We start from the raw sequence: 19,800 nt of genomic DNA on the forward strand, positions 1-19,800 counted from the left end.
GGGTTTGTTCGGCTTGATTCAAGGGAAGTTATAATTGTTGTAATACCACAAAGAAACAAATTATTTTATTCCCCCCAACTTTTCCGCTTGATCCAGAAAACGTGGTAACTATATGACAAACAAAATTAATTCTATAAACAAAAAAACCTTTCATTTCTGAAAGGTTTTTGTTCGATTTTTTTTGTGTACTCGGGGCGGGAATCGAACCCGCACGCCTTTGAAAGCACAGGATTTTAAGTCCTGCGTGTCTACCAGTTCCACCACCCGAGCATTAGCCGCTACCGATCTCCATCGGTTTGGTTAACTTTAAAATAAATGCCTTCTGGTAGGAAGGCATTTATTTGGAGCGAAAGACGAGATTCGAACTCGCGACCCCGACCTTGGCAAGGTCGTGCTCTACCAACTGAGCTACTTTCGCATTTACAAAACTGATGTTGTTGTTTCGTTTTGGTGATGCAAATATAGGCAGATTTATATTTCTGTCAAGAGATTTCTTGTTAAAAATTTAATATTTAATTTAAATTGCTGGCTTTCAGTACAAGTAAAATTAAATCAGTTTCAAAACCTTTTGCCTGAAGGTAGCTCATTAACTTATTTTTTCTTTTAAACAGATCATTTTCGTTTAAACCTTCCGCTTTTTTTAAGGCTAATTTTTCGATGGTTTGTATATAATCATCATCATCGATGCTATAAATTGCCTTTTGCAAAATTTTATCGGGTACCCCTTTTAATTTTAAACCTTGTTTAATTTTAACACGCCCCCAGTGTTTAATGTTAAATTTACCAGATGCATAACTTTTAGCAAATCTTTCTTCATTTAAAAAATTATTTAAAATCAGCTCGCTTATAATTTCTTCCAGTTCGTCGCCACGTATTCCCCATTCTACCAGTTTATACCGCACTTCCTTTTGCGAACGCTCCTGGTAAACACAAAAACGCTCGGCTTTTACCAAAGCTTGTTTTTTATCTAATAATACTGCTTCTTGTTTACCGCTTTTCATAATTAATTACTGAAATTCGTAAAAATAAAAGCGATTACCGTATTTTTCTGAATATAATAACATGCAAAATCCAATATACACCATCACCAAAATAGCCGAAATTTTAAATGCCGATGCCAAATTAATTGATGGACAGGTAATTATTCAATATTTGGTAGTTGATAGCCGTTCGGTTTTGGTGCCAGAAAATTCTGTGTTTTTTGCTTTGTCTTCGCACCGCGATGGACATGAATTTATTAAAGATGCTTATGCAAAGGAAATCAGGAATTTTGTAATTACAGAATCAAAATACATTCAGGAATACCCCGACTGCAATTTTTTACTGGTGGATGATACTTTAGCGGCGCTACAAAAACTTGCTATCGAACACCGGAATAAATTTGACCTAAAAACAATCGGCATTACTGGTAGTAATGGAAAAACGATCGTTAAAGAATGGCTTTACCAGCTTCTGGCAGCTGATTTTAACATTGTTAAAAGCCCGAAAAGTTATAACTCACAGATTGGCGTACCACTTTCGGTATGGCAGATCGAGACCGACCATACCTTAGGGATTTTCGAAGCCGGTATTTCTGCCGTGAACGAAATGCAACATTTAGCTGAAATTATCCGTCCTGAAATCGGGATTTTAACCAATATCGGTGAGGCACATGCAGAAGGATTTGTTTCTAAAAAGGAAAAACTGACAGAGAAACTGAAGCTTTTTGCCACTTCCGAATTATTTATTTATTCGCCCGATTATGTAACCGAAATCAGTACAAAAGAACTTCCTGGTAAAAAACAGTTTAGTTGGAGCAGTAAACAAACCGCAGATCTTCAGATTATTGCAGTTGAACCCATTGAAGGAAATTGCTACTTAAGGGCCATTTATCAAGATACCGAAATAGAGTGCATGCTGCCTTTTAAAGATAAAGCCTCGATAGAAAATGGCATGATCTGTTGGGCAACTTTATTGGCTTTAGGTTATACCCCTGAACAGGCCGATCTGCGTTTAGAAAAACTAAGCCATGTAAGCATGCGCTTAGAGCTGAAAAATGGAATTAACCAATGTTCCATTATCGACGATTCTTACAGCGCCGATATTTCTTCATTGGCCATTGCCCTAGATTTTTTAAATCAACAGAATCAGCACCCAAAGAAAACCGTTATTCTTTCCGAACTATTTGAAACAGGAAGAGAAGATTTGGATTTATACACCGAAATAGCCGAATTGCTTTTACAGAAGAAAGTAAACCGCCTGATTGGAATAGGAACACATATTTCGCGGTTTGCTGATCTTTTTAAGTTTGAAACGCAGTTTTTCGACGATACCAATGCCTTTATCGATGCTTTCCCTCGTTTACAGTTTAACCACGAAACGATATTGGTAAAAGGGGCCAGGCGGTTCGAATTTGGCCGGATCAGTAAACTCCTTACCCAGAAAATACACGATACGGTTTTAGAAATCGACCTGAATGCCATGGTGAATAACCTGCAGTTTTACCGCTCTAAAATTAAGCATGGCGTTAAAATAATGGCCATGGTTAAGGCCTTTTCTTATGGAAGCGGAAGTTTTGAAATTGCCAATTTACTGCAGTTCCATAAAGTAGATTATTTGGCGGTAGCTTATGCCGATGAAGGCATTGCTTTGCGTAAAGCAGGTATTACTTTGCCCATTATGGTGATGAGTCCTGAGGAATCTGCTTTCGAAGCCATTATCAAACATCGGCTCGAACCCGAAATTTACAGTGTAGAAATCCTGAATAGCTTTTTAAATGCACTATCCGATTATGACTTCGATTATCCGATCCACATTAAAATTGATAGTGGCATGCACCGTTTAGGTTTTGATCAACCTGAAATGGATGCCTTATCTGGCCTGTTAAAAGATTCCGCAAGGGTAAAAGTGCAGAGTATTTTTTCTCACTTGGTGGCTAGTGATGCTGCAGAGCATGATGGATTTACCCAGCAGCAGATTGATAAATTTAAAATCATTGCCAATCAGTTGGTTAATGTTTTGGGCTATAAGCCATTACTGCATATTTCCAATACCTCTGGTATCTCGCGCTGGCCCGAAGCGCAGATGGATATGGTACGTTTAGGAATTGGTTTATATGGCTTCGATTCTGCTTTGGCAAATAACCGTGGTTTACAGACGGTAATGGTGCTTAAAACTACGGTTACCCAAGTAAAAACGCTGGAAGCAGGCGAAACCGTAGGTTACAGCAGAAAAGGTGTGATGCAAAATGGCGGAAAAATTGCCACTGTAAAAATTGGTTATGCAGATGGATATACCAGGTATTTTGGTAATGGCGTTGGCAAAATGCTCATTAATGGCCATTTAGTACCTGTAATAGGCTCAATCTGCATGGACATGACCATGTTGGATGTTACGGGTATCGATGTGAAACCAGGGGATGAGGCTATTGTTTTCAACAAAGAACACACCATTATGCAATTGGCGAAAGATATTAATACCATTCCGTATGAAATTCTAACCAATATCTCGCAAAGGGTAAAGAGGATTTATTTCTACGAATAAGTTCATTAGTCGTTGGTTCATGGGTCATTAGTATGACAAATTGCCTATTGGTTCAATTGTTCATTAGTAAAGCAAAATGCCTATTAGTTTACTGGTTCATTGGTCAATAGTTTTATAGTTCATAGCCAACGGTAACTAGCAATGGCTAAAATATGCATCCTACACAAATGGATCACTCTATTATAACGGATCGCACAGCTATGCACCCTACACAAATGAACTAATGACGAATAAACGATTGAACTAAAAAAAATGCTAAGTTTGCACCATGAACAAAGTCGGGAAAGCCATTTTAAACTATTTGATTAAAGGTTTATTAATTGTTGTGCCCATAGCCGTGAGTATTTTTATTGTGGTTTGGGCAGTTACAACGGTTGATAGCTGGTTAAATGTAAACAATATTTTAGGCGTAAATCCACGCACAGGCGAAAGCCGCAATATTCCCGGTTTAGGTTTGTTGACCGTTTTGACCATTATTTTGCTTGCCGGTATCTTTGTAACCAATCTGGTAACCGAGCCTATGTACAACTGGTTTCAGCGGATGATGCAAAGGTTGCCCTTGCTTAATTTTATTTATTCATCTATAAAAGATTTAACGGAAGCTTTTGTTGGCGACGAGAAAAAATTTAATCACCCGGTACTGGTAGAAGTGGAGGGAGGTTTGAAAAAGATCGGATTTTTAACACAGAACGACCTGCATAAACTCGATCTGCCTGATGAAGTAGCTGTTTACTTTCCACTTTCCTATTCTTTTGCTGGTCAGCTTTGCATTGTAAGAAGAGATAAGGTAACCGATTTGCAAATGACAGCGGCTGATGCCATGAAATTGGTAGTGAGCGGCGGCGTAAGTGGACTATAAGCATTTCTAAATGATTACAATATACCATAATAACAGATGTACCAAAAGCCGTTGTGCCTTAGCAGAATTAGAAAATAGTGGAAAGGCTTTTGAAGTGGTTTATTACCTGGAAACCCCGCCCAGTAAGACTGAACTGGAAGAAATTATCCAGAAATTGGATATTAAACCATTGGAATTGATCCGTAAAGGCGAAAAGGTTTTTATTGAAAATTATAAAGGAAAAACCTTAACCGATGAAGAATGGCTTGAAGCCATGATTACACATCCAATTTTAATGGAAAGACCGATTATTGTCTCAGGAGATCAGGCCGTTATTGCCAGACCAACCGAAAAGATAAAAGAGATTTTGGGATAACCTAAAAAGTCTCTCTCGAGATACGTCCCCCTGAATTTATTTCAGGGTCTTATATGAAGGATAGATGCTGACTCTAGTCGTAGCGTCTCGCTACGACATACAATAGTTCCGTAACTTAAATTTAGTATTTTCTAATGTCTTAGCGACACGCATAGACCAGATTAGCTAACTCTAGTCGTAGCGTCCCGCTACGATAAAATAGTTCGTTTTAATGTGGTACGTCACCCTGAATTTATTTCAGGGTCTATATGAAGTATGGATGCTGAAATAAATTCAGCATGACGATCTCGTTTAGAAATAGACTTCGAAGAACAATCTGCAGAATCTAAAAAATATTCTTGAAACTAAACAGAATAAACATAAAAATGATAAAACCAACAAGCAGCCTCGAATAGTATTCGCGAATAAAAAGCCCGCATAAAATCAGCATATCATCATCTACATTGGTATGTAACATTCCATTTCCGGTTGTAGCATTAAACAAAATCTGCTTATCCTGATGGTTATTTAAAGACCATCTACTTAACCAGCTGTTTTGAAAGCTCCAGTCAAAAGTATCGCCAGAGGCAAATACAATTTTAGCCTTAAAACGAAGCCAGTCATAAGTAATTATAGCTAAAACCTCATTCTGATTGTTCAATAATTTAGTTTCAGGTTTAGAATATCCTTCACTTTTTAACAGGTAAATACCTGCCTGGGTAGTGGCTATTGCCGAATTCTTCCACGAACTAAAATTCAGCGAAAATTTTAATAGTCCGTTGTTAAATACCTGATAATTGCTATCAAATAAACCTTTTCTCCAATTTAATACCTGTTCCATCTCACAAAAGGATTTAATTTATCACTAATTATGAAGTGTCGATGCCGTAATGATCGGCATGAAGCACACAATAAGCAGAATTGCCTGTTTATTATAGATCTGCTTAATAAATAAACCTGCTATAATCAATAATTCGTTATCGGTATCAGAAGATAATGCACCACTGCTGCTGCTAGCGTTGTACATAATGTGCTCATCTTTATAATTGCTCACCGTCCATTGCGAACGCCATAAATTTGTCGACTTCCATTCGTACTGTTCACCCGATTTTAAGCTGATAACCGCCTTCGATTTCCAGGTGTCATAAGTAATCATGGCTACTGTTTCATTTGTTTTTCTGTCGATTACTTTGGTACTCGATTGCCAAAAGCCTTCATTGGAGAAGAAATAATTTTTATCTTCAAACATGCTTTCCGCATCGCTTTTCCACGTTCCAAAAGTGATTGCTCCTTTTTGTACCCCGTCTGCAAAGAGTTGAAAGTTTCCGTTAAGCCAATTACTTTTCCAGTTGATAAATTTCGACATTTTAATTGCGTTTTATTTTAGATACCCGTTGGTTGAAGTTGTTACATAAAAAAAGCGCTTATTGTTTGTAAGCACTTTTTCAGTTGGCAGTTATTAGTTTTCAATTTTCAGTTAACCGATTTAAACAATTAACCAGTTAACCATCTTGAACTGACTAATCAACCAATGGCAAATTAACCATTGAACTGGCCTAGAAATTCGGTTTAAGTACATATTTATCGTAGAAGCGGAAAATATGCTCTGCGGCTTCTTCCGCTGTATCTACCAATCTGAAAAGATTTAAGTCTTCTTCGTGGATATTGTGTTCTTTTTGAAGCATAGTACTTTTAATCCATTCAATTAAACCTCCCCAATAGTCAACACCGACCAATACGATCGGGAAACGAGCGATTTTTCCGGTCTGGATAAGTGTTAAAGCTTCAAACAGCTCATCCATAGTGCCAAATCCGCCTGGTAGTACTACAAAGCCCTGGCTATATTTCATAAACATTACCTTCCTCACAAAGAAATAATCAAACTCCAGTAATTTATTGTGATCGATATATTTATTGTGGAACTGCTCAAATGGTAACTCAATGTTTAAGCCTACTGATTTACCTCCATTGGTGTGTGCACCTTTGTTACCCGCCTCCATAATACCTGGGCCACCGCCAGTAATTACGCCATAACCTCTATCGGTTAATAATTTACCGCACTGCTCTGCCAATTGGTAATACCGGTGTGTTTGGGCAGTACGTGCCGAACCATAAATGGTAACGCAGGGGCCAATTTTAGCTAGTTTTTCAAAACCGTCTACAAACTCGGCCATGATTTTAAAAATTTGCCAAGAGTCTGTTACTTTGATTTCTTGCCAGTCTTTGTTTTCGAAAGCACTTCTAATTTTTTCTTCACTCGTCATATACTGTTATTCTAATATTAAAATTTGGTTTGTGCATCAGTTTTTTTGCTGATGAACAACAAACCTATAAATGTGATTAAACCGTTAATTAAAATCAGTTCAACACTAAATACATATCCGCCCAATATTGTGGCCGAATTGCTTGCAAGCAAGTAACATAAAAAAGGTGATAATAAGCAAACTATTGGCACTAATTTATCATGAAGTCCGCGTTTTTTTACAAATAATCCAAAACTATACAAGCCTAAGAGCGGTCCGTAGGTGTAAGAGGCGATGGTAAAAATTAAGCTTACTACCGATGAACTGTTCAGTGCATTGATTACGATGATAACAAGGAACATCAAAATAGAAAAGGCCACGTGTACGGTATGACGTTTTTTAACAGCATCTTTAGCATTTACATTTTCTGTTTTAGCCATGCCTAAAAAGTCTACACAGAACGATGTGGTTAAGGCTGTAAGTGCTGAGTCGGTTGTGGCAAATGTTGCCGCTGTTAAGCCCAGCATAAATATAATAGCAGGTATTGCACCCAGGTTATTTAAAGCAATTTCGGGGAACAATAAATCTGTTCTCGGTTTTGCAGTAATGTGGTCTAATGGGATATCGATACCGTTTTTCGCCGCAAAAATGTATAACAATGCACCCACACTCAAAAAGAAAACATTTAAAATTACAAATACACCTGTAAAAGTGAACATATTTTTCTGTGCCTCTTTGATGGTGCTCATGCTCAGGTTTTTCTGCATCAAATCCTGATCTAAGCCTGTCATCGCGATGGTAACGAAAATACCGCCGATAAACTGTTTACTGAAGTAGAATTTATTGGTCAGGAAATCATTTAAAAAGAATATTTTCGAATAACTGCTGTTTTTTACCGTTTCGAATGCCTGTGGAATACTGAAATCAAGACTGTTACAGATGAAATAAATGGTTAGGAAAACTGATAAAACGAGGAAAAATGTTTGCAAAGTATCGGTAATGATGATGGTTTTTAACCCACCCTTAAACGTGTACGACCAGATCAATGCCAAAGAAATTAAAACCGTTAACCAGAACGGAATGCCATAATTATCGAATATAAAACGCTGTAAAACAATCACTACGAGGTATAATCTGGTAGCTGATCCCAGAGTGCGGCTCAATAAAAATATCGATGCTGCTGTTTTATAGCTATAATGGCCTAATCTTTTTTCGATATAGCTGTAAATAGATGTTAAGTTCATCCGGTAGTATAGTGGTAGCAAAACTGTAGCTATAATAATAAAGCCAACTGCATTACCCAATACAAACTGAAAATATTGAAATTGGTTTCCGCCGGGTGCGCCAACTTCTCCGGGTACCGAAATAAAAGTAACGCCCGAAAGTGCGGTTCCGATCATTCCAAAGGCAACTAAATACCATTTAGAGTTCCGGTTGGCAACAAAGAAAGTAGAATTATCGGATGAATTTTTTGAAGTTACAAATGAGATAATGATCAGCAATAAAAAGTAACCGATCAGGAAACACAATAGGATGGTTGGAGACATAGTTTCGTATTAAGCTGATAAATGTAAAGAAAACTATCAAATCAAGCAATATTCTTGAGTCTGAAGTCTGGAGTCCGAAGTGAAAGCGCCGATAAACTATTTGCAGCTTTCAGTTGACAATTTGCAGTTACCAATGAACAATTGAACTTATGAACCAATGAACTAAATACTATTGAACCAATGAACCATTTTACCTATTTTTGCAATATGAATTTTTCATCCAAGCTGCTCGAAGATGCGGTAAACGAATTCTCAAAACTTCCTGGGGTAGGGCAAAAAACAGCTTTACGTTTGGTATTACATCTTTTAAACAAAGAGCAGGAGGAGGTAAACCAGTTTGGCAATACTTTTATAAAACTTAAACAGCAGATAAAACATTGCAGCACCTGCCATAACATTTCCGATTATGCGGTGTGTGAGATCTGTACTTCACCAAAACGTGATAAAGAAACCATTTGTGTGGTAGAAGATACCCGGGATGTGATGGCCATTGAAAATACTGGTCAATATTTTGGAGTTTACCATGTTTTGGGTGGCTTAATTTCTCCAATGGATGGCGTTGGCCCTTCCGATCTGTTTATTGATGGATTAGTTGCCAGAATGGCCGTGGGAGGAGTTAAAGAGGTGATTTTAGCATTGAGCCCGAATATGGAGGGCGATACCACGTTGTTTTACCTGTACAAAAGATTAAAGGAGTTTAATGTTCCGGTAACTACCATTGCACGGGGTATTGCTTTTGGTGGCGAGCTGGAATATACAGATGAAATTACGCTCGGCAGATCGATTGTAACCCGTGTGCCTTACGAAACTGCAATGATGAAATAATTAGTATCAGGTATAAAGTAGCAAGTATTAAGCACAAAATTGCTGATTGAGGCTTAATCATTTACCTGTTTCTTGATACTCGATACTTACTACTTGATACTTACTACTCCTACTCAATACTCAATACTTCCTACTATAAATGAACCTAAAAAATAAAGTAATCATCATCACCGGGGCATCGAGCGGAATTGGAAAAGCCTGCGCCGAAGAATTTGCTAAACGTGGTGCCAGTCTGGTTTTAGCCGCCCGCCAATATGTAACCCTTTGTGAAATTACCGCCGATCTGGAAAAAAAATATAATATTAGGGCGGTGGCTGTTCAGGCCGATGTAAGTAAAGAGGCAGATTGCGAACTGATTGTCAAACAGGCTTTGGTATCCTTTCAAAAGATTGATATTCTTGTGAATAATGCTGGGTTATCCATGCGGGCCCTGTTTAACGATCTGGATTTATCGGTACTTAAAAACCTGATGGATGTAAACTTCTGGGGAACGGTTTATTGTACCAAATATGCTTTGCCCGAGATTTTGAAAACCAAAGGGACAGTTGTTGGCGTTTCGTCAATTGCCGGTTTCCGCGGTTTGCCAGGCAGAACAGGTTATTCGGCCTCTAAATTTGCAATGAACGGTTTTATGGAATCATTACGTACCGAACTGTTAAAAACGGGTGTAAATGTGCTTTTGGCCTGCCCTGGTTTTACGGCGTCTAATATCCGTGTTACAGCTTTATCAAAGGATGGTGCCGCACATGGTGAAACCAGTATGGATGAAGGTAAAATGATGTCGTCAGAAGAAGTGGCGAGCATTATTGCTGATGGTATCGAAAAACGCAAACGCACCCTAATTATGACGGGACAAGGAAAATTAGCCGTTTGGATGAATAAACTTTTTCCGGCTTTTGTAGATAAAAAGGTTTTTGATCTGTTTGCGAAGGAAAAGAATCCGTTGATTAAGGGGTAGAAGGTGCATTATGGATATATGGTTTTTGAATATTGTAGAACATAATGATTTAGTTCTTTGGAAAGTCAATGACCAAAATTTTAGGGTGGTTAAAAAAGGAAACTATATGCCATTTCTGATAAATGAAAATTATTTTCTTTTCAATAATGTACATCTGGATATTTTCAAAAAGTTGCACAATCAAGTCAGTATTAAAAAAGTAAAATTGTTTGACCCAATTCTTAAAAAAGAAATTGATATATACTATGAATTAAATGTCTTTAATTCTATAGATGCATCATCAATTGAATTAGAAAATAGTGAAGGGATTAAAATTTGGAAATTTAATGGATACGTTTTTGTTTCGGGAGAATTAAAGAATGAGTTAAACAAGGCCTGCGATAGTTTGGCTTTTAGTTTAGGCTTTTCTTATTTTGCCTAGAAACGTTTTGATAACAATGTTTAGCGAATCACAGACAAATAGACCCTGAAATAAATTCAGGGTGACGAGCTGATTATCAAAAAAATCCACCTTTACAACAATTTCGTTTATTTAAGCTGAGATGACAAACTTTTTTTATGTACAAATACCTTATTTTATTGATGCTCTTGTTCCAGACGATATTGGCTGTTGCCCAGGTAAAAAAAGCTAAAAATATAAATTATGCGGGCAATACCAACGAAGCCAATACGCTGAATATTTTTTACAAAAACGACAGTATTAAAAATAAACCTGTTTTAATCTTTATTCACGGTGGCTCGTGGAGCAGTGGTAAAAAGGAAACTTATTGGTGGTTGGGCAGGAATTTTGCACGGAAGGGTGTGGTTACTGTCATCATCAATTACCCTTTAGCACCAAATTTCCAGTATGAAAAAATGGACGATGATTGTGCTTTAGTCGTGAAATGGGTTAAAGCACATATAGCCGATTATACTGCAAATCCGGATAAGATTTTTGTGATGGGACATTCTGCCGGGGCACATCTAGCCGAATTGATCAATGCAGATCCTAAATATTTTAAAAAAGCAGGCATTAAGAATCCGATTAAAGGTGTAATTCTGAATGATCCTTTTGGCTTAGATATGCACGAATATTTAACCACAGCCGAAAAAGACCATTTTTATTTTGATTTCATCAGAACCTTTACCGAGCAGCCCGAAGTTTGGAAAGCGGCCTCACCGATGTATTATGTAAATAACATCAAAAATCCGCATTTACTGTTTTATGGAAGCAAAACTTATGGTGCCATTAAATTACAGACACCAAGGTTATACGAAAAACTTAAAGCTAACAACGTCCCGGTAGAAATAAAGGAGATTAATGGGAAAAGCCATGTGCCTATGATTAGTCAGATGATTTTTGGTGGGAATCAATTGTATCAGGATATTTTGGATTTTATACGAAAGACATCTTCGTAAGCATTGTCGACTTTCTTGCTTCTTGGCTATTAAAGTTGATAACGCTGAATCAGTTTTAATTCCCCTCTTATGAAGAGGTGCCGGTAAGGCGGGGTGGTTCTATTCCTTGCACCTACCGAACCCACCTAAACCCGACAGCAGCGAAAATCCTTTTTGTTTGCAGCAGCCTTAAATGGCCTTTCATCTGCAGCCTATGAGCAGATCCTTCGTACCTCAGGATGACAGGACCACAAAAAGATTGCAGCGTATGGCAGGACTACCGCAACCGATTAGCAAGAAACCTGTTTTCCAAAAGAAATAAAAAGCTCTCCTAAAAAGGCGAAAAAACTTTTCAATAAGAAAGATCTTTACACCGTCCGCGTAATCTTATCCAGCTTACTATAATCCATTACCATTTTACCCTCTTCGTTATGGTAATACATTTTCTCAAATCTGGCGTCCATTTCTATTTCTTCATCCTGATAGCTGGTCCTGGTATGAATATGTTGCGAAAAAGTATCATCAAAAGCTTTAAGCATCACAAAAATTTCAACTTCTGCCTGTTGTAACTCCGTTAATGATTTTTCGTAAAACGGACTCTCCTCGGTAATAGGATGTACCAAGGTCCAGTTTAAAGACAGGATACCAATTTTATCGCGTTCCAGTGTCAGCGGGTAGAATCTTCTCACCTGTTTGCCATCAACCGTTTCGTTGTACGACATTACCATCTGTACTTCAACCTCAATGAGCTGGTTACGGCGGAGATTTACCAGGCGGCACATTAAACCATGGCCATTCTCGTAAGGGGCTATTACCATTTTTTTGCTGAAGCTCACCTTAGAAGTAGGTCGGCTAAAACGGCCGTACAATAAACCCGTGGCTAATGCAAAAGCCAGCAAACCCAACATGCTTTCGAATGCAGCCAAAATGCTGGTAATAAAACCCTGTGGTGAAATATGACCATAACCTACGGTAGAAATGGTTTGGGCAGAAAAGAAAAAAGCATCAAAAAACTGGTCGCGCAGGGTTAAACCTTTGGCGCCTTCTAAGTTTTCGATTCCCACCACATTATATAATACTGCGAATATGGTATTAACAATGAGGTAGGCTATCAGAATAACAAAGAAAAACCGCGGCCAGCTCATGGTAACCAGGCGGGTATAGGTATCGTCGAACTTAAACCAGGGCAGGCCTGTACGTTCTATATTTGCCGAACCATCGGGGTTGAGCATGCGCTGGTTTTTGGTAACGGGATTGGATCCGAAACCCAAATCATCATGAAACTGTACTTTTCTTTTAAAGAAAACCATATATTTTTATAAAGATTTTGGAATATTAAAAAACTATGTCAATATTTGCTTTATACAAACATGATAATTAAAAACTTAAATAACAATTGGTGGTGGCATAACGAAATTCGTTAGGCAAATTCTATTGTTATATACTTTAAAATATTTTAAACAGAACGAAGAGGATTGCCCAAAAAGCAATCCTTTTTTTATGCCTTCCCCTCGCGCGGAGGGGTGTCCGAAGGACGGGGTAGTTAAAAAGTGGTGCGTCATGCTGATCACGATTAATCGTGATCAGCAGCTATAAAATAAGATTTATAAAATATTAAGTGGTTTGTGGAGACACAGACCACGGAGATAGAATGACGATAAGCGTTATACAAAACATGAAAAAAATATTAAACCATTTATTCGAAAACAAGCATTTTAGCAGGGAAGAAGCAAAGAACATTTTAATCTCCATTTCTGAAGGCGCATTTAATTCTTCACAAATTGCCGCTTTTATTACCGCTTATGCCATGCGTAATATTACTGTGCAAGAGTTACAGGGCTTTCGTGATGCGATGCTTGATATGTGCGTTAAAGTAAATTTATCGGGTTACGAACTGATTGATCTTTGCGGTACCGGAGGTGATGGTAAAGATACTTTCAATATTTCTACCTTATCCTCATTTGTAGTGGCAGGTGCAGGGCATCATGTAGCTAAACATGGTAATTACGGCGTTTCTTCGGGCTGCGGTTCTTCTAACGTAATGGAATATTTAGGTTATACCTTTACCAATAATGAGGATACTTTAAGGCGTAATTTAGATGCCGCAGGGATCTGTTTTTTACATGCCCCACTGTTTAATCCGGCCATGAAAATTGTGGCACCGATCCGTAAGGAACTGGGCGTGAAAACTTTTTTCAATATGCTGGGGCCAATGGTTAACCCTGGTCAGCCGAAATACCAGATGGTAGGGGTTTTTAGTTTGGAGCTCGCCCGTTTATATGCTTATCTATATCAGGATACCGATAAAAGTTATACCATTGTACATGCACTGGAAGGTTATGATGAAGTTTCCCTAACATGCGATGTAAAAACCTTTTCGAATAAGGGTGAGCAAATTTTAACGCTTGGTGATATGGGCTTCGAAAAAGTGGATGTAAATGCGATTAAAGGTGGTGATACCGTAGAATCATCAGCCAAAATATTTATGGATGTATTAAATGGCGAAGCCACCGATGTACAGAACAATGTAGTATTGTGCAATTCGGCATTGGCCATTAAAACCATAAAACCCCAACTATCTTTTGCTGATTGTTTTTACGAAGCAGAAGAATCGTTAATGAGCAAAAAAGCATTAAAAAGTTTCAAAAACCTATTGGCATGTTAAAGTTAAAAGTTTGCGGAATGCGTTTGGCAGCGAACATTGCTGCGGTTGCCGAACTGCAGCCAGATTATCTGGGCTTTATCTTTTATGAGAAATCGCCCAGACTGATCAGCGATGTTTCTGCTGAATTAATCAAATATATTCCCGCTGAGATTAAAACCGTTGGTGTTTTTGTAAATGAGGTTATTGAACAGGTAAAAGATAAGGTAAACACATTGAAGCTAAAAGCTGTTCAGTTACATGGAAGTGAGTCTCCTGAGTACTGTGAAGCATTAAAGTCGACCTTCCCAGCGCTAGAAGTAATTAAGGCTTTTGGAATAGATGAAGATTTTGATTTTTCAACGCTCGAACCTTACCTAACTGTTGCAGATTATTTCCTGTTCGATACCAAAACTAAAACACACGGTGGATCTGGAAAAACATTCAATTGGTCTGTTTTAGACCGATATACATATACAAAACCTTACTTTTTAAGCGGTGGGATTGATTTGGAACATACCACGGCCATAAAAAACATAAACGATAGTCGTTTATACGCCCTCGATATCAATAGCAGGTTTGAAGTGGAGCCAGGCTTAAAAGATGCAGAGAAGATTAAAGAATTTATAAAAGAAATGAACACGAAATAATGTCATCCTGAAGGTGATTGAGTATAAGTTAATCCGTCATTCCCAACTTGATTGGGAATCATAATGCAATAAGCTTTAAGATTCCCGCCTGCGCGGGAATGACGACTTATCTTTAGTAACCATCAAGGTGACAGATTAGTTGATAGATATCATGAAATACAAAGTAAACGAAAAAGGATATTATGGAGATTTTGGTGGCGCCTACATCCCCGAAATGCTGTATCCAAACGTAGAAGAATTGCGTCAAAACTATTTAAAGATTATTGATGATGCCGATTTTCAAAAGGAATTTCATCAATTATTAAAAGATTATGTTGGCCGCCCTTCGCCTTTATACCTGGCCAAAAGATATTCTGAAAGATATGGTGCCAATATTTTTCTAAAAAGAGAAGATTTAAACCATACTGGTGCCCATAAGATCAACAATACCATCGGGCAGATTTTATTGGCAGAGAAGCTTGGTAAAAAAAGAATTATTGCCGAAACAGGGGCGGGGCAGCATGGTGTAGCTACAGCAACAGTATGTGCGCTGCGTAACCTGGAGTGTGTAATTTACATGGGCGAGGTTGATATTGAGCGCCAGGCACCGAATGTGGCCCGTATGAAAATGTTAGGCGCAAAGGTGGTTCCGGCCAGTTCTGGAAGTAAAACCTTAAAAGATGCCACTAACGAAGCCATGCGCGACTGGATCAATAACCCGGTTGATACACATTACATCATTGGCTCAGTGGTTGGTCCACATCCTTATCCTGATATGGTGGCCATTTTTCAATCGATTATTTCTGAAGAAACCAAAAAACAGTTATTAGCGCAGACCGGAAGCGATCAGCCTGATTATGTTTTGGCTTGTGTAGGTGGCGGAAGTAATGCCATGGGCATGTTTTACCATTTTATGGATGATGAAAATGTGAAACTGATTGCTGTTGAAGCAGCAGGTAAAGGTGTATCGAGCGGGTTTTCTGCAGCAACCACTTATCTGGGGAAAGAAGGTGTTTTGCACGGTAGTAGAAGTATTTTAATGCAAACTGAAGATGGGCAGGTTGTAGAACCGCATTCCGTTTCGGCAGGATTAGATTACCCGGGCATTGGTCCGCAACACGCGCATCTGTTTAAAACAGGGCGCGGACAATATGTTTCCATTACCGATGAAGAAAGTTTAGAAGCTGGTTTATTGTGCACCAAATTAGAAGGAATTATTCCAGCCATTGAAAGTGCACACGCCCTAGCTTACTTAGAAAAAATGGAATTTAAAGCTGGCGAAAATGTAGTGGTTTGCCTTTCAGGCCGTGGCGACAAGGATCTGGATACTTATATAAAATATTTTAATCTGTAGCAGAATCGTCATTGCGAGGCACGAAGCAATCTTAATGCTTTGGGTTAGCCTCCTAGCGAGTGTAGTAGGATTGCTTCGTACCTCGCAATGACGGAAAAAGAAAAAACATGAATCGAATCAAAAAACTCTTCCAGGAGAAGAAAAATATATTATCAATTTATTATACCGCTGGTTATCCAAATACCGGCGATACCATTCAAATTGCAGAAGCACTGGAGAAATCGGGTGCAGATATGCTCGAAATCGGGTTTCCTTATTCTGATCCTGTTGCCGATGGACCGGTAATCCAGGCGAGTAGCAAACAATCGCTCGATCAAGGCATGACGCTTAAGCTGCTTTTCGAACAGTTGAAAGACTTGCGTAAGACCGTTACCATTCCTGTGTTGTTAATGGGTTATGTAAATCCTGTTTTGCAGTTTGGTGTAGAAAAATTCTGTGAAGCCTGTGCCGAAGTAGGCGTAGATGGCTGTATTGTTCCCGATCTGCCGATGGTAGAGTATGAGGAATTTTATAAAGATTGTTTCGAAAAACATAACCTGAGCAATGTGTTTTTAATTACCCCTCAAACTGCTGAAGAACGGATCCATAAAATTGACGGTTTAACCAATGGATTTATCTATTTGTTATCATCGTCGGCAACCACAGGTAAAAACCTCGAAGTGGGCAATACCACCGAAGCTTATTTCAGCAGAATTAAAAACCTGAATCTTAAAAACCCAACCATGATCGGTTTCGGGATCAGTGATAAACAAACTTTTGATAAGGCCTGTTCTTATGCCAACGGAGCCATTATTGGTACGGCATTCGTTAAAGCCATCGCCGATGGAAATTTAGAAGAAAGTGTGCGTACGTTTATGAAGAAGTTTAAAGCTTAGGTTTTTACTACTTAGGCACTGAGAAACGCGCTTTGTGTTTTGATGGTTAAAGTTTTTACTATGTTTTCTTTACCATACAAGGTATGTAAGAACATATTAGCTATAGCGCTTATATGCAAACTTATATGTCTTATATGGTTAGAATTGAAGTTTAAAGTTTTTACTATGTTTTCTTTACCATACAAGGTATGTAAGAACATATTAGCTATAGCGCTTATATGCAAACTTATATGTCTTATGGTTAGAATTGAAGTTTAAAGTTTTTACTATGTTTTCTTTACCATACAAGGTATGTGAACATATTAGCTGTAGCGCTTATATGCAACTTATATGTCTTATATGGTTAGAATTGAAGTTTAAAGTTTTTACTATGTTTTCTTTACCATATAAGGTATGTAAGAACATATTAGCTATAGCGCTTATATGCAACTTATATATCTTATATGGTTACAGTCGAATAATATTTTTTCTTAAATTAGTGCCATTAAAATCTCTTTATAAAATATTATCCAAAACAGAATTCAATTCTGAAATCCCCTTATCGTTCTGATTATAAGGGATAAGCTATTATTTTCTAAAATTTATAAAGAGAACATCATGCAAGATTTAAAAATTGCTTTAATTGGTGCTACAGGTAAAGCTGGTACTTATATATTAAATGCGCTGTTGGCGCAAAAATTCAAGGTAAAAGCCTTAGTTAGAAATCCAGAAAAACTTCAGATCCATCACACTTCGTTAGAAATCGTAACCGGCGATGTAAAAGATGCAGAAACCGTACAAACACTTATAAAAGGTTGTGATATCGTGGTGAGTGCATTGGGAATGGGACAACCTGCCAGTGAAAAAACAATCTTTACCCAATCAACGGCTAATATTTTACAGGTAATGAAAGCTTTTGATCTCAAACGGTACATCCTCATTACAGGGATCAATGTAGATACGCCTTTTGACCAAAAAGATACTAAAATTCAATTTGCTACCCGATGGATGTACGATAATTACCCAGTTTCCACCGCAGATAAACAAAAAGAGTATGATCTTTTAACTGCAAGCAATCTCGATTGGACTTTAATCCGGTTGCCTTTAATCATCCAAACGGATGAACAAACAACTGTAGGGACAAGCTTGATGAATTGTGATGGTGATCAGATTAACGCTTGTAATTTAGCACAGTTTATTATTGAGCAGTTAGGGGAGAAGGCCTTTGTAAAACAATCACCATTTATCTGGAATAGTTAGGTTTATAACTTTTATCGTCATTGCGAGGAGACACGACGAAGCAATCTTTCATACTAGCGATCCTGCTAGAGAGATTGCTTCGTCGGCTGAAAAGCCTTCTCGCAATGACGATCATTCTCTCAGACCGTCACCCTGAAGGTAATTAATTGTTTAAAATCAATATGAATGACGTACAATTGTTTTCTCTTGCCCTACGGCGCGGTCTTGCCTCGGCTCACCGCCGCCGAAGGGCTCTTTCTTTTTGGCATCAAAAAGACCAGCACAGCTAGCTTGAATGCCGTTGAAAACATAAAACCCCATGAAAAAACAAAAAATGCCGGCTGAAAATTTATTCATTTGTTACTTATAACTTTCAGCTGCATTCATGAGGGCTTCGCCGTTTTCTTTCGAAGCGAGTACGTTGGCTTGGGCAGTGCAGCCCGAAAAATTTGTTAGGCCGGATTTAAGTGGAACGGGGATCCGGTGACGTGGCCTAGCTGCGTGGAAATGTATAGTGTCTCAAATATCTTATTATTAAGTAATTGCAAAATAACGTCAATAGTAACTTGTTTTACTGCGTAGCTTTTCCGCTTCGCTCCAGGTTAGGGGCTTAGTGGTTAAAACTTTTATTATAGTTTTTCACCATATAAGAAATGTAAGAACATATTAGGCATTGAGCTTATATGTAATTTATATGCCTTATATGGTTTATTCTTAATACTCGTGAAATTGCCCTCGAGTGATCGTCATTTTGAGCGGACCCGATAGCTATCGGGTGTAACGCAGTCGAGAACCACGAAGTGCTCAGCGAAGCTAAATCTACCTAGATAGATCTCTCCATTTCGCTGTGCTTCAGTCGAGATGACGACCTTTTTATTGAAATCTGTCAGGAGGACTCTTAGTGGTAACTATTTAAATACTCCGTTTCACCCAATCCTCATAACTCATCTCAAATTTCACTTCACCTTTGTTTACCATCCCTACTTTTTTCCAGCCCTGCCGGCTATAAAACTCTTCCGCGCGGGTATTCGGCGCTGTACCCAGCCAAACCGGCTCATGCGTTTGATCGAAATACCAATCCATCATTAACCGGTGCAGTTCTTTGCCAATGCCTTTGCCTTCAAATTCCGGACGAAGGAATAAAGCCCAGATATTATGCTCCTTTAAATCTACGATGGAGAACCCAACTACCTCTCCACCTATTTCGCAAACCCATCCTTTGCCGCGTTGTGTAATAAATTCTTCGCAGTCTTTGTCAGTAACCAGTGCCGGATCTGACAAAATGTTCTCTTTTACCGTATGCCTGACAGTTTGTATCGCAGGTATGTCAGTCGTTTTTGCTTCGCGGAAAATCATTTTTTATATTTTTTGAGAAAATTAATTTATTCGGAATGTGCTTTAAACACTTTAATCGTTGA

Annotated in this window: 20 protein-coding genes and 2 tRNA genes; 12 read left to right on the top strand and 10 right to left on the bottom strand. The window is 38.2% G+C overall.

The features are described from left to right. Positions 1 to 186 precede the first annotated feature (186 nt). The 3 genes from HDC90_RS23420 to HDC90_RS23430 all read right to left on the bottom strand — a co-directional run bounded on the left by HDC90_RS23420 (position 187) and on the right by HDC90_RS23430 (position 1,001). Positions 187 to 270, bottom strand: a tRNA-Leu gene (locus tag HDC90_RS23420). A 72-nt stretch (positions 271 to 342) separates the two neighbouring features. After that, positions 343 to 418 (bottom strand) — tRNA-Gly (locus HDC90_RS23425). A 94-nt stretch (positions 419 to 512) separates the two neighbouring features. Next, entirely contained in the window at positions 513 to 1,001 is a 489-nt protein-coding gene (locus HDC90_RS23430; protein WP_184470813.1) for a regulatory protein RecX, read from the bottom strand. 61 nt (positions 1,002 to 1,062) lie between these two features. Here HDC90_RS23430 and HDC90_RS23435 point away from each other — a divergent pair, with 61 nt between their 5' ends. The 3 genes from HDC90_RS23435 to arsC all read left to right on the top strand — a co-directional run bounded on the left by HDC90_RS23435 (position 1,063) and on the right by arsC (position 4,736). After that, positions 1,063 to 3,522, top strand: a complete 2,460-nt coding sequence (locus HDC90_RS23435) for a bifunctional UDP-N-acetylmuramoyl-tripeptide:D-alanyl-D-alanine ligase/alanine racemase (RefSeq protein WP_184470815.1) — start codon at positions 1,063 to 1,065, stop codon at positions 3,520 to 3,522. A gap of 268 nt (positions 3,523 to 3,790) precedes the next feature. Further along, a complete protein-coding gene (locus HDC90_RS23440) occupies positions 3,791 to 4,381 on the top strand; it encodes a DUF502 domain-containing protein (RefSeq protein ID WP_184470817.1) in 591 nt (196 codons plus the stop codon). 10 nt (positions 4,382 to 4,391) lie between these two features. Continuing rightward, positions 4,392 to 4,736: an arsenate reductase (glutaredoxin) gene (gene arsC / locus HDC90_RS23445; protein ID WP_184470819.1), complete on the top strand. Its 345-nt coding sequence runs from the start codon at positions 4,392 to 4,394 to the stop codon at positions 4,734 to 4,736. 325 nt (positions 4,737 to 5,061) lie between these two features. On the opposite strand, the gene HDC90_RS23450 is transcribed toward arsC, so the two are convergent. The 4 genes from HDC90_RS23450 to HDC90_RS23465 all read right to left on the bottom strand — a co-directional run bounded on the left by HDC90_RS23450 (position 5,062) and on the right by HDC90_RS23465 (position 8,505). After that, positions 5,062 to 5,556, bottom strand: coding sequence for a hypothetical protein (locus HDC90_RS23450; RefSeq protein ID WP_184470821.1), 495 nt, complete (start codon positions 5,554 to 5,556; stop codon positions 5,062 to 5,064). A gap of 24 nt (positions 5,557 to 5,580) precedes the next feature. After that, complete coding sequence (locus HDC90_RS23455) at positions 5,581 to 6,081, bottom strand: hypothetical protein (RefSeq protein WP_184470823.1); 501 nt, start codon at positions 6,079 to 6,081, stop codon at positions 5,581 to 5,583. A 190-nt stretch (positions 6,082 to 6,271) separates the two neighbouring features. Then, positions 6,272 to 6,979 (bottom strand): TIGR00730 family Rossman fold protein, encoded by a 708-nt coding sequence (locus HDC90_RS23460; RefSeq protein WP_184470825.1) that lies wholly within the window; start codon positions 6,977 to 6,979, stop codon positions 6,272 to 6,274. Between the two features lie 17 nt (positions 6,980 to 6,996). Further along, on the bottom strand, positions 6,997 to 8,505 hold the full coding sequence (locus tag HDC90_RS23465) for a sodium:solute symporter (protein ID WP_184470827.1): 1,509 nt from the start codon (positions 8,503 to 8,505) through the stop codon (positions 6,997 to 6,999). A gap of 207 nt (positions 8,506 to 8,712) precedes the next feature. On the opposite strand from HDC90_RS23465, the gene recR reads away from it, so the two are divergent. From recR to HDC90_RS23485, 4 genes are all read left to right on the top strand, one after another. Then, positions 8,713 to 9,330, top strand: a complete 618-nt coding sequence (gene recR / locus HDC90_RS23470; RefSeq protein WP_184470828.1) for a recombination mediator RecR — start codon at positions 8,713 to 8,715, stop codon at positions 9,328 to 9,330. 139 nt (positions 9,331 to 9,469) lie between these two features. Next, complete coding sequence (locus tag HDC90_RS23475; protein WP_184470829.1) at positions 9,470 to 10,288, top strand: SDR family oxidoreductase; 819 nt, start codon at positions 9,470 to 9,472, stop codon at positions 10,286 to 10,288. A gap of 10 nt (positions 10,289 to 10,298) precedes the next feature. Continuing rightward, complete coding sequence (locus tag HDC90_RS23480; RefSeq protein WP_184470830.1) at positions 10,299 to 10,709, top strand: hypothetical protein; 411 nt, start codon at positions 10,299 to 10,301, stop codon at positions 10,707 to 10,709. Between the two features lie 137 nt (positions 10,710 to 10,846). Continuing rightward, complete coding sequence (locus HDC90_RS23485) at positions 10,847 to 11,686, top strand: alpha/beta hydrolase (protein ID WP_184470831.1); 840 nt, start codon at positions 10,847 to 10,849, stop codon at positions 11,684 to 11,686. 347 nt (positions 11,687 to 12,033) lie between these two features. On the opposite strand, the gene HDC90_RS23490 is transcribed toward HDC90_RS23485, so the two are convergent. Continuing rightward, the gene (locus HDC90_RS23490; protein ID WP_184470832.1) at positions 12,034 to 12,975 is read right to left on the bottom strand and encodes an ion channel; all 942 of its coding nucleotides are present in this window, start codon (positions 12,973 to 12,975) and stop codon (positions 12,034 to 12,036) included. Between the two features lie 365 nt (positions 12,976 to 13,340). Between HDC90_RS23490 and trpD the strand changes: the two genes are divergently transcribed. The 5 genes from trpD to HDC90_RS23515 all read left to right on the top strand — a co-directional run bounded on the left by trpD (position 13,341) and on the right by HDC90_RS23515 (position 18,403). Then, the gene (trpD, locus tag HDC90_RS23495; RefSeq protein ID WP_184470833.1) at positions 13,341 to 14,330 is read left to right on the top strand and encodes an anthranilate phosphoribosyltransferase; all 990 of its coding nucleotides are present in this window, start codon (positions 13,341 to 13,343) and stop codon (positions 14,328 to 14,330) included. Next, complete coding sequence (locus tag HDC90_RS23500) at positions 14,324 to 14,956, top strand: phosphoribosylanthranilate isomerase (protein WP_255497824.1); 633 nt, start codon at positions 14,324 to 14,326, stop codon at positions 14,954 to 14,956. Before trpD ends, HDC90_RS23500 begins: the two co-directional genes overlap by 7 nt. A 151-nt stretch (positions 14,957 to 15,107) precedes the next feature. Continuing rightward, positions 15,108 to 16,289: a tryptophan synthase subunit beta gene (gene trpB / locus HDC90_RS23505; protein WP_184470834.1), complete on the top strand. Its 1,182-nt coding sequence runs from the start codon at positions 15,108 to 15,110 to the stop codon at positions 16,287 to 16,289. 107 nt (positions 16,290 to 16,396) lie between these two features. Continuing rightward, positions 16,397 to 17,164: a tryptophan synthase subunit alpha gene (gene trpA / locus HDC90_RS23510; RefSeq protein WP_184470835.1), complete on the top strand. Its 768-nt coding sequence runs from the start codon at positions 16,397 to 16,399 to the stop codon at positions 17,162 to 17,164. Between the two features lie 597 nt (positions 17,165 to 17,761). Next, complete coding sequence (locus tag HDC90_RS23515) at positions 17,762 to 18,403, top strand: NAD(P)-dependent oxidoreductase (protein WP_184470837.1); 642 nt, start codon at positions 17,762 to 17,764, stop codon at positions 18,401 to 18,403. 156 nt (positions 18,404 to 18,559) lie between these two features. Here HDC90_RS23515 and HDC90_RS23520 read toward each other — a convergent pair whose 3' ends face one another. Next, positions 18,560 to 18,739, bottom strand: a complete 180-nt coding sequence (locus HDC90_RS23520; RefSeq protein ID WP_184470838.1) for a hypothetical protein — start codon at positions 18,737 to 18,739, stop codon at positions 18,560 to 18,562. Between the two features lie 555 nt (positions 18,740 to 19,294). Then, positions 19,295 to 19,738, bottom strand: a complete 444-nt coding sequence (locus HDC90_RS23525; protein ID WP_184470839.1) for a GNAT family N-acetyltransferase — start codon at positions 19,736 to 19,738, stop codon at positions 19,295 to 19,297. Positions 19,739 to 19,800: the final 62 nt, after the last annotated feature.

It is taken from the genome of Pedobacter sp. AK013, assembly GCF_014205835.1.
Lineage (GTDB): Bacteria > Bacteroidota > Bacteroidia > Sphingobacteriales > Sphingobacteriaceae > Pedobacter.